The sequence below is a fragment of the Serratia sp. CY38905 genome, from assembly GCF_052168875.1.
Taxonomy (GTDB): domain Bacteria; phylum Pseudomonadota; class Gammaproteobacteria; order Enterobacterales; family Enterobacteriaceae; genus Serratia; species Serratia sarumanii.
Map to the genome: position 1 here is coordinate 1 of NZ_JBJNLV010000013.1, position 14,334 is coordinate 14,334.

Sequence of the window (14,334 nt, forward strand, 5' to 3'; positions counted from 1 at the left end):
TCGAGCAACAGAAAATATTTACCCAAGCTGCGTGCTTGCGACACCAGAGACATGCTTCACCATGAGCAATTAAAGAAAGAGGGGGGAACAACGCTTCCATTCTCTACCCAATTCCCCTATTGCGACATTCACTGTACTAAGTCACTTAGCTATACACAGAATCACATATAATTAATTGATATGAAATGATTTATTCGTCTGTAATAATGTTAATGAAATGGGTATCTTTTGATTCTATCAATTTTTCCATAACAAGGTCAGCAGTCATACCAAGTGCTATCTCTCGGTCTTTTTCTTGGCACATGCAACTAGCAGCAAGACGTGCAATCATTTCAACTCGCTCTAGCATAACTTGCTCACTTAACTCTCTATCCACACAACCCCCTAACGTAACACTGTACATATATACAGAATCACGTATTGCCAAAAATTGGGAAGAAAAAATACACACCATCGATATGTATCTATCTGATATGGATAAACAATAAGTATTAATTTATCTGTTGCAGTGGTGCTAAACGTTCTACACGCGCCATAATTTGCTTTGCTTTTAATCTTGCCGCTTCACGTTTTGCCGCCCGTGATGGTACTGACGGGAAGACTTCCCCAGAAGCAGAACCTCTACACCATTTTCCGTTTATACAGCTCCTCCCCCGGCTATAAGATGCAGAGCTTCCCCCCGACTGATGGTAATGCCGGTTGTCAGATGTATCTCGTCGATAGCCTTCTCTATCGCAGCGTTTTGCTCATCTGTTCCTTGGATAAATTTCTCCCTTTTTGGTGGCTTTGGTTTCCTGATTCTGTTCGTCAGTTCTCGCCTTTGACGTCGACTCAGAGGTTTTGATAAATCGAGTTCCGGCGGATCGCTTTCGTCTCCCGTACAGTTATTGACAGAACTCCGAGAGGGCGCAGGAGCGCCCTTAATGTCAACGGCCAAATCAACGGCACGCTTCGGCACAATTTTCCACTGCGTGAGCCGGGTTAAAATCGGGGTGCCAGCACCAACAGTAGAATCGTGCACACCACAGATGCAGACAGTCTCCTCGCCATACTGGTTAAACTCGGCACGCGGTTCATACAGCGTGCGCACCTGCAAATCATCGTGACGAACAAACGGACCGCCCTGTGCATTAACGTAACCAGCCCAATCACCAGCGTCGGCGGCATCATGGACGGCGGCAAACTCAACGCTCAAACCATGTGCGGTCTCAGTGTCAGCGAGACGGCGCAACTCACGGTAGACCGTCACCGGCGCACCACCGATAAACTGAAACTGACGAATGTGCCAGCGTGCCGCCCACGCTGAAACGGCGGGAGCTGTCTCTTTCAGCAACTCACCGCTTTCGTCATCGGTTTCACCATCAAGAGCATAGCCGTCGATGTTTTTGGAAATGTATTTAGTGACATAGCCGGTAGCGCTGCCCTTTTCTGGGTCAATGGCTTCGGCATGAAAGCGTGCCTTTTTGGCTTTATCGCTTCTCAGTTCGTGGTGGTCTTCCTCCCACGCATAATCACGGATGATGAGGCGCACACGCTCGACGTCTTCCGGCAACATGAACATAAGCATGTGCCAGTGAGGCGTTCCGTCGTGATGAGGTTCGGCAACACGTATACCGAAAATGCGGATTTCTTCCCGGTGTAGCTTGGCACGAATGCGCGCCCAAAGGCCGGTGAGATAACTCTGCGTGTCCGACGGGCTGGCTCCGTTCCATTTGCTGTTACGGTAGCCCGCTTTGGTGGTGGCATGATATTTAGACGGTGCGGTCAGGGTGTAAAACTCACCGACATAACCGAGTTCATTGCAGATATTTTCAAACCCACGAATGCGGGTCATCAGCTCGCAGCGGCGTATTGCCGGGTTAGCGACCGAACCGTCGTATTTTTCGATAAGACTGATGCGGTTGCCGTCTTCGTCTTCGAGATCCAGCCCCTTGAGAAACTCGCGCGTGCGGCGCTTCTGCTCGCGCCAGTCAGTCACGCAGTTTTAACTCGCATAGGAATGCTTTTTCTTACTGACGTTACCGACAGCAATTTGCAGATGTTCCCGCCATGCAGCCGCGATACGACGCAGACGACCACGCCACCACACATCGTTAAACATACGGGTGATAGCCGGGGCTATTTCATCCTCGCCAAAATATTTCTTTGTCACCCGCTCCCAATGTGGCGGGGTAACATTGAATTGCAGGGAAATAATCCCAGCGCGCATGTACCACGTGTACAGCGTTTTGAGTTCACTAAATCCGGTGTCATCAATGTCGACCAGCTCTGACCGGATGAAATTAGCGATATCAGCGGCCAGTAAGTCAATATCGGCGCGCGACATATCAGGGAGGCGGTTATATCTGGCGACCATATTGACCATACGTGACGCCAGGTATTGCATCAGCTGGGTATCAAAATGACGATGCGATATGCGCACTTTGCACCTGATCATTTAGAATGATGCAATTAAACTTAATCCCTTAGATTATAAAGGTTAATTTTAATAAAGTTGAGGGGCAGATATATCCACCCCTTAAAAGGGGAAAAATTCCAACTATCTTTTCTTGGACTTTCCTTTCTTCTTGTTTACTAAAGGTTCCCTTTTATAAGTATCATATAAGTTTACTGGCTGATTCACTGGGATAAACCCAGTGTGTACTTGGGTAAAGCCTAATTCTTTATTCGGCTCATTTTTAGGTGGAGACTTTTTTGGTATGTTTTTATCAAACATAGTAATACACTTGGACTGAGCTCTATCGACAAAAACAACCTTGTCAAATGGAAAGTTAGACTTACTTAACAAATAATTTGTCCATGAAACATGGTAGTCACCAAAATGTTTTTCATCACAACCAAATAACTGACTAAAAACTAATATAATCACCTCATTAAAACCACCATCACTTTTATAACCATCATATTTATCACGTTTTTTCTCTATGGCTTCATAAAAATAGTCTTTTCCTATCGCGATTGAAGTTTTTTTCATGGGTTGTGTTGGAACAACTCCATTTATACAATCGTCAATTTGTTTTCGAGTTATATCGCGGGAGAATTTTTCGTCATTGAAGTATTGCAAGTCACCTTGTTTATCGACACAAGTTATTTCTATTCCTATAGTTACATCAACACCATCTACTTTTTGTGATAACCTAATTGCTGCATCAGGCTTGTCTTTCTGCTCATCAATGCGTGTGAAGTCGCCATATAAATCATGTAAGTAATCTTTAGAGGCTTGAAAAACACTATCTTCGAGTTTCAACTTATCCATATATACTCCAAAATCTTGTGGTTCTTGCATAAGATACTCTTTTTCGCAATCACGGGAAACCAGTTTTCAAAATGGCGATAAAATGGCGGTGGAAATGGCGAATGATGGGTAATCATTGGCAAATAGATGCAAACTATGCCAATGAAAAATAACGCAAACCATTGATTTTCGGTTGTTCCTTTAGGAACTCATAATCGCTTGGTCGTTGGTTCAAACCCAACAGGGGCCACCAAACCTTAGCTTTAATATCATATAAAAAAGCCACTTTTCTCGAAGTGGCTTTTTTTATTTCTTGCTCACAGTGGCGGTACGAGTCTACCCACTGCCCTCAAATGGCAGGTATTTACACAGTCCGTCGTTACTGTGCCGCCCACACAATGGCTCGTCGTGTCATTATCGCCAAAGCCGTCTCTGTAGCACCTATGCTGCCGGTAAAGATTTAATATAATCTTCAAAACGTTTACCTCTTTCCTGTCGAAAACGTTCGCCGGTGTCCGTCAACGATAGAATGCCATCAACGCGCAGATTGCGGAAATCGGCTTTGGTCTCGCACCATATGGTCAGCAGCCACACGGCGTCAAACATGGTCAATCCTAATGGCCTGATATTTCTTCGGCTTTCATTACCTTTAAGGTCGCGATAACGGACGGCCAACCGCTTTCTGCCTCGAATAGCCACGCGCAATGGCTCCAGATACCTGTCGGCCAGTTCATACTCCAGAGTCCTGCGCGAGACGGCGCGCAATGGCATATCCTCGTAACGTTTCTTCGCATCGTCATCCAACATGGCACCTATTTTGGCTGAAACGCGACGTGCCGCTTCACCCAGCTGCGCATCACCGCGAGCCGCAATCAGACGAGTGCCCAGTATTATGGCCTCCAGCTCGTTAGCGTCAAAATGCAGCGGCGGCAAGAAATACCCCTTTTCCAGCTGGTACCCCAATCCAGACTCGCCGCGGATCGGAGCACCCATCGCCTGCAACGTGCTCATATCTCGATAGATGGTTCGCACCGAAACATCCAGCGTCTGGGCCAGAAACTCCGCCGAAACCGGGCGTTGTCTGCCGCGCAGTTGCTCGAGTATTGAAAATAACCTGACGGTTCTCACTGAATGCCTCCGACACCCCTGACAAAAATTGGCAGGGTCGCGGCCTATGATAGTCACTCACCCATTACTGGAAAAATTACCATGGCATCCCCTAATCACATAGCAGCATATTCCCCCGCCAGTGCCGGCCATGGCGTCGAACTGGGCCGCTTCAGACTAAGAAAAGGCGTTACCGAAGAGAAGATGTACGCGGCCTATTGCCAAATGGTGCAACATCATCTGTCTGCGCAACCTGGTTGGCTACATCAGTATTTACTTAAACTGGACGGAGACGTTTTCGTCGATGTGGCCATTGCAGAAAACTATGCACAGTCGCAGGCCATCTGTACCAGTTGGCATGGCCAATCACATTGCGAAAGCTTCCTTAGCCTTATCGAGCCGGAGAGCATGCACTTTGGAACGTTAATGTGCGCTCCACTCGTTATTCGATAACCACACCGGTCTCCGGCGGCCTCATGAACACGACGATCATTATCATAAGTGAGAGAAATGGCGAGATAGCGATGGAGAGATTGAGCTTGCGCGCCGAGACCTGCTACGCTCGCGGGTAACAAAAATCACCGCTAAGGCCCCCGCATGATCGTCAACTGCGACCACGACAACCTCGACGCCTGGCTGGCGCTGCGCACCGCGCTGTGGCCCTCCAGCTCGCCTGAAGATCACCGCGCGGAAATGCGCGAGATACTGGCTTCACCGCACCACACCGCGTTTATGGCGCGGGGGCTGGACGGCGCTTTCGTTGGCTTTGCCGAGGTCGCGCTGCGCTACGATTACGTCAACGGCTGCGAATCGTCACCGGTGGCGTTTTTGGAAGGGATTTATACCGTCGAGCGCGCGCGCCGCCAGGGCTGGGCCGCGCGCTTAATCGCACAGGTGCAGGAGTGGGCGAAGCAGCAGGGGTGCAGCGAGCTGGCGTCGGATACCGACATCGCCAATCTGGACTCCCAGCGCCTGCATGCGGCGCTGGGCTTTGCCGAAACGGAGCGGGTGGTGTTTTACCGCAAAACGCTGGGCTGATCAGGCGGTCTTGCTTTGCCGCTGATGCGCCAGCTGCTCGGCGCGCAGCAGGATCTCCTGCAGATCGTCCTCGTCAATATCGAACAGATCCCCCTCCATCAGCGCCTCGTGCAGATCTGCGCGGGTGATGGACACGGCATCGATCGGCAGATTGGCCGGTTTGGCCTCCGCCGGCGCCAGCGCGTGCGGGTAGCGTCGCCCGGCCAGGTTATTGAACAGAATGGCCAGCGCCGCCAGCAGCACCGAGTTCAGCAGCACCGGGTACAGCACGAAGTGGTAGCCCATCTGGTGAATGCCGGGGCCGCCGAGGATGGCGGTCAGCGCCACCGCGCCACCCGGAGGATGCAGGCAGCGCAGCTTGAACATCAGGCCGATGGCCACCGCCGCCGCAACGCCGCAGGCCAGGCCCGGATCGGGGATCAGCAGACCGGCGCTGACGCCCACCGTCGCCGCCAGCGCATTGCCGCCGACGATCGACCAGGGCTGCGCCAGCGGGCTGTTGGGCACGCCGAACAGCAGCACCGCCGAGGCGCCCATCGGCGCGATAAACCACAGGTTCACCTCGCCCAAAATAAAGTGGCTGATCCAGCCGGCGAGCATCAGCCCCAAACCGGCGCCGACGCTGGAAATCAGCATCTCTCGCTTGCCCACCGCCAGCGGGTGCGGCCACAGGCGCGCGCATCCCACTTTTACTCGTTCTATCCACTGCGTCTTCATGTTACCCAATACGGCTCGATTCACGTGTTGGCAACAAATATATCACATCATCCTGAAGGAGCTCACGGCGCCGTAAACCGCGCCGCCCAAGAACTTTTAGGCTAACAGATTGATTTTTAGCCTCCCCTCGTCAATGATGAATGTTCCCCCCTTAACCCCGAGGAACCGCCGATGTCTCAACCGATCATCGAGCTTTATACCGACAGTGAATTTTTCAGCCCGTACGCCATGTCCGCCTTTGTCGTGCTGACGGAAAAAGGCATTCCGTTCACCGTGAAGACGGTGGATCTGGCGAAAGAAGAGAACAAAGAGGCGGCCTACGCGGCGCTGTCGCTCACCCGCCGGGTGCCGACGCTGGCGATCGGCGAGTTTCAGCTCTCGGAGTCTTCGGCGATCGCCGAATACCTGGAAGACATCCACCCGGCCCACGCCGTTTATCCGCGCGACGTGAAGCTGCGCGCCAAGGCGCGCGAGATCCAGGCCTGGCTGCGCAGCGATCTGTTGCCGATCCGCGCCGAGCGCTCGACCGAGGTGGTGTTCAACAACGGCAAGTTCCCGCCGCTGTCCGAAGCCGCGCAGGAGGCCGCACGCAAGCTGATCGCCGCCGTGGAAAAGCTGCTGAGCCACGGGCAGGACAATCTGTTCAGGGAGTGGTGCATCGCCGACACCGATCTGGCGCTGATGCTCAACCGGCTGGTGATGCACGGCGACCCGGTGCCGGAGCGCGTGCGCCACTATGCGCACAAGCAGTGGCAGCGCCCGTCGGTGCAGGCCTGGCTGGCGTTGTCGGAAAAACGGCGCGCCTGAGAAAAAAATCGGCGGCCACGACGCCGCCGTTCTCAATGCCGAGAAACAACATCACTGCTTGAGGGAAGGCAAATCACCATCCAGAGGGCAGATAGCCTAACAATGAAGCGATGGCGTACACCGCGCTGGCCAGGTACAGCAGCACAATGCTGACCTGCAGCAGCGGGTGCGTGATCCAGTTGCACTGCCAGCGCGGGGTCTGGTCGCCCTGTTTGCGCGCGCCGCGCAGGATCAGCATCGGCATGATCGACAGGATCACCCCGCTGAACACCCCGGCGAAGTAGAGCGCGTTGACGAACGACACCAGCCCGCTGTAGGCCAGCACGAACGGCGGCACTACCACCAGCAGCAGCACGCCGAAGCGGCGCAGCGGCAGCTCGTCGTTGCCCAGCCGAAACTTGTCGAAAATATTGGTCAGGAAGCTGCCGCCCAATCCCCAGTACGAGGTTAGCATCGCACACAGCGCAAAGATGTTGGCGGAGAAGAACGCCCACTGCCCCAGCGCCTGGCCCCAGGAGATGGTGGCCACGTCGGAGATGTCATCCAGCCCGCTGAGCGCGATCACCGACATCGGCACCGCCGCCAGCAAAATGAAGGTCACCACCATACCGACGATGATCGCCTTCGGCAGTTGTTCCGGCTTGTCGGCAAAGCCGCGCGCCATTTCCGGCACGATGTACTGCGCCGAGAAGCAGAACACCACCACGTTGAACACCGGCACCATATAGCGCCAGTCACCGTCCAGCAGGTTGCGCATCTGGGTGGTATCTTTCAGCAGCGTTGCCGCCACCAGCGCGGTCAACATCACCACCATGCCGATGCTGATGAACTTCTCGCCGCGGCCGATCGCTTTCAAACCGAGGTACAGCACGCCGGCGGCGGGCACGAAGAACAGCAGGCTGCCCAGCGCCGGCGAGATGCCGAACAGCGATTGCAGCAGCTTGCCGCTGCCGGTCATGTAGGCGGTAAGCGCCCCGACGCTGTTGACGCACACCGAAGCGAACATCAGCCAGGCGCCCAGGCCGCCGACGTAGCGCTTCGCCAGCCCGCTCAGCTGCAGATGTGCGCGGGTGCGCAGCGTGGATTCGGCGACGTACAGCATAGTGATGGTGGTCAGGCTCCCCACCAGCACCAGCCAGAACAGCAGCGGCAGGAAACCGGCCTTGCTGGAGGCGTAGGCGATGGAGAGCACCCCGGCGCCGATATTGGTGCCGACGATCATCGCCACCCCTTCAAGGAAACTTAACGATTTGGCGGGTGCAGGTGCTCGCACCCCGGCGGCAAGCGCCGGAGAAACAGAGGTATTATCAGACATGCATCATCCTTTATCGCCCGGCGACGCTGGCCGCCGGGATGGGTTAACGTCCTGACGCTCAACGGCTCACATCGATACACAGGTATTTCAGCTCCAGATATTCTTCTATCCCGTAGCGCGATCCTTCACGCCCGAGCCCTGACTGTTTCACGCCGCCGAACGGCGCCACTTCGTTGGAAATCAGCCCGGTGTTGATGCCGACCATGCCGTACTCCAGCGCTTCCGGCACGCGCCACTGGCGCGCGGCGTTCTGCGTGAACAGGTAGGCGGCCAGGCCGAATTCGGTGTCGTTGGCCATGGCGATGGCTTCCGCCTCGTCATGGAAACGGAACAGCGGCGCCACCGGCCCGAAGGTCTCTTCTTTGGCGAAGCGCATCTTCTGCGTTACCCCGGTCACCACCGTCGGCTGGAAGAAAGTGCCGCCGAGCGCGTGCGGCTGGCCGCCGGTGGCGATCTGCGCCCCTTTGATCAACGCGTCGTCGATATGGCTCTGTACCTTCGCTACCGCATCGCTGTCGATCAGCGGCCCCTGGGTGGTGCCTTCCTGGCTGCCGTCGCCGACTTTTAGCTGCTCGACCGCCGCCACCAGTTTCTCCGCCAGCCGCTCGTAGATGCCGTCCTGCACGTAGATGCGGTTGGCGCAGACGCAGGTCTGGCCGCTGTTGCGGAACTTGGAGGCCATGATGCCCGCCACTGCCGCGTCCAGATTGGCGTCGTCGAACACGATGACCGGCGCGTTACCGCCCAGCTCCAGCGACAGTTTTTTGATGCTCGGCGCGCACTGCGCCATCAGGATGCGGCCGACCTCGGTCGAACCGGTAAAGCTCAGCTTGCGCACCACCGGGCTGTCGCACAGCACCTTGCCCACCTGTGCCGCTTCCCCGGTCACCACCTGCAAAACGCCGGCGGGAATACCGGCGTCCTGCGCCAGCTTGGCCAGCGCCAGCGCGGTCAACGGCGTTTGCTCAGCCGGTTTGACGATGATGGCGCAACCGGCCGCCAGCGCCGGCGCCACCTTGCGGGTGATCATCGCCGCCGGGAAATTCCACGGGGTGATGGCCGCGCACACGCCGATCGGCTGCTTCACCACCACCAGGCGCTGCGAAGCCTGCGGCGCCTGCAATACCGCGCCGTCCACCCGCTTGGCCTCTTCGGCGAACCAGGTGATGAACGACGCGGCGTAGGCCACTTCGCCGCGCGCTTCCGCCAGCGATTTACCCTGCTCGGCGGTCATCAGCTGCGCCAGATCTTCCTGTGCGGCCAGCACCTTGTCGGCCCAGGCCAACAGCAGCGCAGAACGCTGCTTGGCGGTCAGCTGTTTCCAGTCGTTTTGCGCCCGCTGCGCCGCCGCGATCGCCTGCTGGGTTTCCTCTTCGCTGACCAGCGGAATGCTGGCCAGTTCGGCGCCGGTGGCCGGGTTGATCACCGCTTCGCGCTTGCCGCTCAGGGCATCGCACCATTCGCCGTTGATAAGACACTGGCTGCGCAGCAGCTCGGGATTGTTCAATTTCATGCCGTTCGCTCCTTAGTGAGCCAGCGCGCGGGACAGGATGCCCATCGCCTTGGTGAACTGATCGTCCGGGATGGTCAGCGGGTAGAGGAAGCGGATCACGTTGCCGTTCACGCCGCAGCTCAGCAGCAGCAGCCCTTCCTCCATCGCCTTCTGCTGCACCTGACGGGTGATCTCCGCCGAAGGCTTGCCGGTAGCCGGATCGTTGAACTCCACCGCCACCATCGAACCTTGCGCCCGCACATCCGCAATTGCCGGGCTGGTTTTGCGCGCCTGCTGCAGCACTTCCACCAGGTGCTGCCCCAAACGCTGGGCGCGCTGGCACAGCTGCTCTTCTTCGATCACGTCCAGCACCGCGTGCGCCGCGGCCACCGCCAGCGGGTTGCCGGCATAGGTGCCGCCCAGCCCGCCCGGCGCCGGCGCGTCCATCACCTCGGCGCGGCCCGCCACCGCCGACAGTGGCATGCCGCCCGCCAGGCTTTTCGCCATGGTGATCAGATCTGGTTTAACGCTGTAGTGCTCCATGGCGAACAGCTTGCCGGTACGGGCGAAGCCGGTCTGTACTTCGTCGGCAATGAGAAGAATGCCGTGCTGGTCGCACAGCGCGCGCAGCGCCTGCATAAAGTCGGCCGGTGCCACGTTGAAACCGCCTTCGCCCTGCACCGGCTCCAGCACGATCGCCGCCACCTGCTTGGGATCGATATCCGCTTTAAACAGGCGATCCAGGCTGTTCATCGCGTCTTCGGTAGTCACGCCGTACAGCGCATTCGGGTACTGGCCGTGGAACACCGAGCCGGGGAACGGCCCGAAGCCCAGTTTGTAAGGCGCCACTTTGCCGGTCAGCGCCATGGTCATATAGGTGCGGCCGTGGAAGCCGCCGCCGAAGGTGATCAAGCCCGGACGGCCGGTGTAAGCGCGGGCGATCTTCACCGCGTTTTCCACCGCCTCCGCGCCGGTGGTGAAGAAGGCGGTTTTACACGGGCCGGCGATCGGCGCGCGCTGGTTGATGCGCTCCGCCAGCGAGACATAGCTTTCGTAAGGAACGATCTGATAGGCGGTGTGGGTGAAGGCCTGCAGCTGCTTTTCAATCGCGGCGATCACCTTCGGGTGGCGATGGCCGGTGTTCAGCACGGCGATCCCCGAGGCGAAGTCGATCACTTCATTGCCTTCCACATCCCACAGCGTAGCGTTCTCTGCGCGCTCGGCGTAAAAACCACACATCACGCCCACTCCGCGCGGGGTGGCGTCCTGACGGCGTTGGTTCAATTCTGCGTTTTTCATGCTGTTCTCTCCGGTCGGTGCCAGTTACACGTTTCGTTCACATTCGTGAAACAATGCCGTTTATTTACACAGGATGTGGCCCTATAATCGAGTGCCAGTTACGAATAATTGAGGGATCCAATTGCGCTCATTGAGTGGTGATCTGTTGCTGCAGCGCCTCGGCGAGCAGCCCGATGACAAGCTGCACAAGCGGCTTTACAACGCGATCCGCACCAGCATTCTCGACGGCAGCCTGCCGCCCTCCAGCCGCTTGCCCGCCTCGCGCGATCTGGCGCAGGAGCTCAGCCTGTCCCGCAACACCGTATTAACCGTTTATGAACAACTGCTGGCGGAAGGCTACGTATCGGCGCGCGCCGGCAGCGGCACCTTCGTCGCCGACACGGTGCCGGACAGCTGCCTCTCCACCGGCGGCGCGCCGGCCGACGGCAGCGGGCAACCGCGGCGCGTCGAGCTGTCCGAGCGCGGCGCCACGCTGCTGCACCACGCCAGCGCCAGCCCCAAACAGTGGGGGGCGTTCATTCCCGGCGTGCCCGACGTCAACGCCTTTCCCCATCAGCTGTTCAGCAAGATCCAGGCGCGCCTCAGCCGCCGCCCGGCGCCGCAGCGGCTGACCTACAGCAATCAGGGCGGCAGCCCGGAGCTGCAACATGCGTTGGTGGAGTATTTACGGGTGGCGCGCTCGGTGCGTTGTTCGCCGGAACAGATCCTGATCACCGAAGGCATCCATCAGGCGATCGATCTGGTGACGCGCATGCTGTGCAATCCGGGGGATGACGCCTGGATCGAAGAGCCGGGCTATTGGGGGATCCGCAATATCCTGCGCATCAATGCGCTGAACATCTGCCCGCTGGCGGTGGACGAAGCCGGGCTGGTGCCGCCGGAGCAGCCGACCACCCCGCCCCGCCTGATTTTCGTCACTCCGTCGCACCAGTATCCGCTCGGCTCGGTGATGAGCCTGGCGCGCCGCCAACGGCTGCTGGCGCTGGCGCGCAACGCCGGCGGCTGGATCGTCGAGGACGATTACGACAGTGAATTCCGCTTTTCCGGCCAACCGATCCCGGCGCTGCAAGGGCTGGAGGCCGACGCGCCGGTGATTTACATCGGCACCTTCAGCAAAACGCTCTATCCGGCGCTGCGCCTCGGCTATGTGGTGTTGCCGCCGCCGCTGGTGCAGGCGCTGAAAACCGCCCACGCCGAGCTGTACCGCGGCGGGCACCTGCTGATCCAGAGCGCGCTGGCGGAGTTTATTCAGGCGGGGCATTACACCGCGCATATCCGCCGCATGCGGTTGCTGTACGCCCGGCGGCGCGCCTTCCTGACCGGCTTGATCGAACAGCACCTCGGCAAACAGGCGCTCAGCGAGTTCAACAGCAACGCCGGGCTGCATCTGATCCTCAACCTGCCGGACGAGGCCGACGACGTGGCGATCGCCGCCGCCGCCGGCGCGCGCGGGGTGCTGGTGCGGCCGCTGTCACGCTACTACATGCAGCCCAACCGCCGGCGCGGCCTGCTGATGGGGTTTGCCTGCGTACCGGAAGAGCAGATGGCCGCCGCCTTCACCCAGCTGCTGGCGTGCATCAACGCGCCCGAAATGAAAAAGGCGGCTCCTTAGGGCCGCCTTCGCGCGTTACCAGGCCTGAAGCCGCCAACCGTCCGCCTGCCGGTGCAGACGGTGCGTCGGCCGCAGCGCCTGCAGGAAATCTTCGTCGTGCGACACCACCAGCATCGCGCCGGGGAAATCCGCCAGGGCGGTTTCGATCGCCAGCGACGACGCCAGATCCAGGTGGTTGGTCGGTTCGTCCAGCAACAGCAGCTGCGCCGGTTGCGGCCGCCACAGTGCGCAGGCCAGCGCCGCCTTCAGCCGTTCGCCACCGCTCAGCGAACCCAGCGGCAGCGCGATGCGATCGGCGCCAAGCTGCAACTGCGCCAGCCGGGTGCGCAACGCGCCTTCCACCAGCGGCGAATCCTGCAGCCCGAGATGCTCCATCACCGACAGGCTCGGGTCGAGCTGCGACAGGGTTTGATCGAGATAGGCCGTCGACAGCGGGCAATGACAATGGCCGGCAAGCGGCGCCAGCTGGCCGAGAACGGTCTTCAGCAAGGTGGACTTGCCGCAGCCGTTAGGGCCGGTCAACGCCACGCGCATCGGACCGTCGATCCGCAGATCCAGCGGCGGCGCGCTGACGAACGGCAGCTGCAGCTGTTCGAGCACCAGCACCTGCTTGTTCGCGCTCACATCACTGCCCGGCAGCGCCAGCAACACCGGCTGTTCCTCTTCCACCCGCTGATAGGCCTCGCGCACCGCCGCATCGAGGCTGTCGCGCTGGTCCTGATGCTGTTTGCGCAGCGTGCCGAGGCTCTCCTTCGCCGCCGATTTGTAGGCCATCCGCTCGAAAGAGGCGATATTGAGCGTATCGACGACGCGCAGCGTTTGCGCCGAGCGCCGCTGGCTCATGTCGTGCTCTTTCTGCTGACGCGCGCGGGTACGGCGGCGCTCCTCGCGCGCATGCTCCAGATCGGCGCGCGCCGCCTGCTGCTCCGTGTCGCGCTGGCGGCGGTAGTCGTCGTAGTTGCCGCCGTAGCTGCGCAGCGCGCCGGGCGTCAGTTCGACGATGCGCTCCATACGCCCCAGCAGTTGCCGATCATGGCTGGCGATCAGCAGCCCGCCCTGCCACCGCTCCAGCTGCTGATACAGCCAGGCGCGCCCGGCGCTGTCGAGGTGGTTGGTCGGTTCGTCCAGCAGCAGATAATCCGCCTCCCCCAGAAAAGCGCCGCACAGCGCCGCGCGCATCCGTTCGCCGCCGCTCAAATCGCATGCGGATCGCAACGGATCGAAGGCCGGCAGCCCGGCGGCGGCGAAGGCGCTTTGCAGGCGATCGTTGAGATCCCAGCGCCCTTCCAGACGATCGATGTCGTCCGCCAACGGCCGCCCCTGCTCGATGCGCGCCAGCGCGGCGAACACCTCGCCGTAGCCCAGCAGCTGCGCCAGCGTGGTGTCGGCCGCGATCTCCGGCTGCTGCGCAACGTAAGCCAATGCGGCATGGGATTCGACGTGCCCGTTGCCCGGCCGATCCAGCCCGGCGATCAGGCGCAGCAGCTGGGTTTTGCCGACGCCGTTGCGCCCTACCAGGCCGCAGCGCTGCCGATCGAAAGCGAGATCCAGCGGGCCGAACAGCGTTTCGCCGTCAGCAAATTGGCAGGTCAGTTGATGTAAAACGAAATAAGGGGACTGCGCAAAATGAGCCATAAGCACTCCTGAATGAGATCAAAACATCCCCACAGGGCGCGGGAGCGCACGGCGTGGGACCAGATATCAACAGGTGT

The 14,334-nt window shown here is 58.9% G+C and carries 11 protein-coding genes and 1 pseudogene; 3 read left to right on the forward strand and 9 right to left on the reverse strand.

Going from position 1 to position 14,334, the window contains the following annotated elements; translation table 11 throughout:
* Nucleotides 1-190: 190 nt before the first annotated feature.
* The 4 genes and pseudogenes from ACJ8MK_RS21240 to ACJ8MK_RS21255 all read right to left on the reverse strand — a co-directional run bounded on the left by ACJ8MK_RS21240 (nucleotide 191) and on the right by ACJ8MK_RS21255 (nucleotide 4,363).
* Nucleotides 191-376, reverse strand: coding sequence for a hypothetical protein (locus ACJ8MK_RS21240; protein ID WP_439075831.1), 186 nt, complete (start codon nucleotides 374-376; stop codon nucleotides 191-193).
* 115 nt (nucleotides 377-491) lie between these two features.
* Nucleotides 492-2,386, reverse strand: a pseudogene (locus ACJ8MK_RS21245) (replication endonuclease).
* A 153-nt stretch (nucleotides 2,387-2,539) separates the two neighbouring features.
* Nucleotides 2,540-3,286, reverse strand: a complete 747-nt coding sequence (locus ACJ8MK_RS21250) for a hypothetical protein (RefSeq protein WP_439075832.1) — start codon at nucleotides 3,284-3,286, stop codon at nucleotides 2,540-2,542.
* 390 nt (nucleotides 3,287-3,676) lie between these two features.
* Nucleotides 3,677-4,363, reverse strand: a complete 687-nt coding sequence (locus ACJ8MK_RS21255; protein WP_126180413.1) for a helix-turn-helix transcriptional regulator — start codon at nucleotides 4,361-4,363, stop codon at nucleotides 3,677-3,679.
* A gap of 576 nt (nucleotides 4,364-4,939) precedes the next feature.
* On the opposite strand from ACJ8MK_RS21255, the gene aac(6') reads away from it, so the two are divergent.
* A complete protein-coding gene (gene aac(6') / locus ACJ8MK_RS21260) occupies nucleotides 4,940-5,380 on the forward strand; it encodes an aminoglycoside 6'-N-acetyltransferase (protein WP_060422871.1) in 441 nt (146 codons plus the stop codon).
* Here the strand turns inward: aac(6') and ACJ8MK_RS21265 are convergent, their stop codons facing one another.
* Nucleotides 5,381-6,097, reverse strand: coding sequence for an HPP family protein (locus ACJ8MK_RS21265; protein ID WP_049270431.1), 717 nt, complete (start codon nucleotides 6,095-6,097; stop codon nucleotides 5,381-5,383). It abuts the gene before it with no gap.
* A gap of 171 nt (nucleotides 6,098-6,268) precedes the next feature.
* On the opposite strand from ACJ8MK_RS21265, the gene yfcF reads away from it, so the two are divergent.
* A complete protein-coding gene (gene yfcF / locus ACJ8MK_RS21270) occupies nucleotides 6,269-6,904 on the forward strand; it encodes a glutathione transferase (RefSeq protein WP_442518044.1) in 636 nt (211 codons plus the stop codon).
* Nucleotides 6,905-6,977: 73 nt separating this feature from the next.
* Here yfcF and ACJ8MK_RS21275 read toward each other — a convergent pair whose 3' ends face one another.
* From ACJ8MK_RS21275 to ACJ8MK_RS21285, 3 genes are read right to left on the reverse strand one after another with little or no spacing between them, the layout of a single operon-like run.
* Complete coding sequence (locus ACJ8MK_RS21275) at nucleotides 6,978-8,219, reverse strand: aromatic amino acid transport family protein (RefSeq protein WP_060422864.1); 1,242 nt, start codon at nucleotides 8,217-8,219, stop codon at nucleotides 6,978-6,980.
* 58 nt (nucleotides 8,220-8,277) lie between these two features.
* Nucleotides 8,278-9,732, reverse strand: coding sequence for an NAD-dependent succinate-semialdehyde dehydrogenase (locus tag ACJ8MK_RS21280; RefSeq protein WP_004937166.1), 1,455 nt, complete (start codon nucleotides 9,730-9,732; stop codon nucleotides 8,278-8,280).
* A 12-nt stretch (nucleotides 9,733-9,744) separates the two neighbouring features.
* Nucleotides 9,745-11,010 (reverse strand): 4-aminobutyrate--2-oxoglutarate transaminase, encoded by a 1,266-nt coding sequence (locus ACJ8MK_RS21285; protein WP_308414084.1) that lies wholly within the window; start codon nucleotides 11,008-11,010, stop codon nucleotides 9,745-9,747.
* A gap of 121 nt (nucleotides 11,011-11,131) precedes the next feature.
* Between ACJ8MK_RS21285 and pdxR the strand changes: the two genes are divergently transcribed.
* The gene (gene pdxR, locus ACJ8MK_RS21290) at nucleotides 11,132-12,622 is read left to right on the forward strand and encodes a MocR-like pyridoxine biosynthesis transcription factor PdxR (protein WP_033654788.1); all 1,491 of its coding nucleotides are present in this window, start codon (nucleotides 11,132-11,134) and stop codon (nucleotides 12,620-12,622) included.
* A 15-nt stretch (nucleotides 12,623-12,637) separates the two neighbouring features.
* Here pdxR and ACJ8MK_RS21295 read toward each other — a convergent pair whose 3' ends face one another.
* Nucleotides 12,638-14,257, reverse strand: a complete 1,620-nt coding sequence (locus ACJ8MK_RS21295; RefSeq protein WP_442518045.1) for an ABC-F family ATP-binding cassette domain-containing protein — start codon at nucleotides 14,255-14,257, stop codon at nucleotides 12,638-12,640.
* Nucleotides 14,258-14,334 lie beyond the last annotated feature (77 nt).

Bases quoted from the DNA above. Each gene is read 5' to 3' on its own strand.
- ACJ8MK_RS21265 (WP_049270431.1), bottom strand. From the start codon at position 6,097: ATGAAGACGCAGTGGATAGAACGAGTAAAAGTGGGATGCGCGCGCCTG.
- ACJ8MK_RS21285 (WP_308414084.1), bottom strand. From the start codon at position 11,010: ATGAAAAACGCAGAATTGAACCAACGCCGTCAGGACGCCACCCCGCGC.
- ACJ8MK_RS21275 (WP_060422864.1), bottom strand. From the start codon at position 8,219: ATGTCTGATAATACCTCTGTTTCTCCGGCGCTTGCCGCCGGGGTGCGA.
- ACJ8MK_RS21295 (WP_442518045.1), bottom strand. From the start codon at position 14,257: ATGGCTCATTTTGCGCAGTCCCCTTATTTCGTTTTACATCAACTGACC.
- ACJ8MK_RS21250 (WP_439075832.1), bottom strand. From the start codon at position 3,286: ATGCAAGAACCACAAGATTTTGGAGTATATATGGATAAGTTGAAACTC.
- yfcF (WP_442518044.1), top strand. From the start codon at position 6,269: ATGTCTCAACCGATCATCGAGCTTTATACCGACAGTGAATTTTTCAGC.
- ACJ8MK_RS21280 (WP_004937166.1), bottom strand. From the start codon at position 9,732: ATGAAATTGAACAATCCCGAGCTGCTGCGCAGCCAGTGTCTTATCAAC.